Here is a 1,535-nt window from a genome sequence, read left to right on the forward strand (position 1 = left end):
GCCCCGTGCCCTGGCGCCGGCGTGCCCCCCCCCCGGGGGGGGCCCCCGCCGCCGCCGGGGCCCGGGCGCCCGGGCCCCGGCGACGGGCAGACCCCCCGTCAGCCCTTGGTGGCCGCGTGGGCGGTCTCGGTGGCGAAGCCCCAACCCGGGGCGGCGTCCCACGGGATGTCCAGCTCGTCGTCGGTGGTGTAGACGTAGCCGGCGCCGCGGGTGAAGGCCGTGTCCAGGGTGGCGCGCATGGCGGTCGCGTCCGGGGTGTCGTACACCAGGTGCCAGAACGCCGTGCCGCTGGGATCGAGGGTCGCGCCGGAGTAGTAGCCGGCGGCGTGGTTGAAGACGTTGCCGCCCAGCCAGCCGCCGGCGCAGTCGGCACCGCTGCCCTCGAAGGTCACGAAGACGTCGGCCGTACGGTGGCCGGGCTCCAGGTAGCAGTCCGCGACCGCGGTGCCGGGGTTGTCCACCACCAGGTCCCGGGCCTGCGGCGCCACCGCGTAGACGGCCTCCTGGACGTAGCCGCGCAGCTCCGCGTAGTAGTCCCGGTCGGCGTTGCCGGCTCCGCAGTCCCGCTGCGACTGGTCGAGGAAGATGCCGTCGACGTGCAGCCGGTGGTCGGCGGTCCTGACGTAGTTGTCCACGGTGGCCCGGACCACGGCCTGCGGCAGCGTGCCGTGGGCCGTGTCGACGTAGCCCAGGACCCGGGTGCGGCCGCCGTGCGCGGTGGTGGCGGCGCGCAGGCTGTCGGCGCGCGCCTGCCAGGTGGCGTCGAACGGGGCGTAGCCGTTGTAGGGGTTGAGGATGACGATCGACGGCGCCGGGTGGGTGGTCGGCAGACCGGCGAGCATGGGGTCGCCGGGCAGGACGTAGGCCGGGACGGCGACCTCCAGACCCCGCGGTCTGTCGGCGGCCACCGGACCGGCCCCTTCGGGTGACACCGTCGCGGCGGGCGCAACGGCGGCGGTGGTGGTGGCGGTCAGTGCCGCGACGGCGAGCAGGGCGGGCAGGGTCTCGGTGAACGAACGCATCGCGCCTCTTCGACCGGTGAGCCGGGAGTCGGAGTGACGGCGGTCGAGGGGTGACACCCCCGCCGCACCCGGGCGCGGCCGGCTCCGTGCCCCGCGCCCCTCCGCCCGACCCGGGCGGGCCGAGCGCCCCCATTCCTACCGGGCCGATCCCACTCGGGCGGCCAACTTCGAAAGAACACAGGGAAGTTAGTGGACGCCTCCGGAGCTCCTCCGAAGGCCGGCGCCGGCCAGGCGGCGCGCCGCCGCCGGGCGGCGTGCGGAGGGACCGGAGCCGCCGCCGACCTGCGGGCCCCGCCGTTCCCCGGCTCCCCCGCGACGCCGAGTCGATCATGGTTGAATGCTCTGCGTCGCGGCACTCGGGGGGCTTGTGCCGCGCGCCCGCGCACTCCTCTCGGCGGTGTGACGCGGGTCACTTCGGCCCCGTGTCACGAACGGGAGGGCAGCTCGCGTCTGGTGGTTGTCCGCACGGCGGGAACGACCGACACGAAGGCGACGATGACGATGACGAACACG

The 1,535-nt window shown here is 75.6% G+C and carries 1 protein-coding gene; it reads right to left on the bottom strand.

Translation table 11 applies throughout. From position 1 onward, the window contains the following. Positions 1-98: 98 nt before the first annotated feature. A complete protein-coding gene (locus tag ABT263_RS38760) occupies positions 99-1,022 on the bottom strand; it encodes a spherulation-specific family 4 protein (RefSeq protein ID WP_352298648.1) in 924 nt (307 codons plus the stop codon). Between the last annotated feature and the right edge of the window lie 513 nt (positions 1,023-1,535).

Source organism: Kitasatospora sp. NPDC001603 (genome assembly GCF_040298365.1).
Lineage (GTDB): Bacteria > Actinomycetota > Actinomycetes > Streptomycetales > Streptomycetaceae > Kitasatospora.

Coding starts and splice junctions, on each gene's coding strand:
- ABT263_RS38760 (WP_352298648.1), bottom strand. CDS start 1,022: ATGCGTTCGTTCACCGAGACCCTGCCCGCCCTGCTCGCCGTCGCGGCA.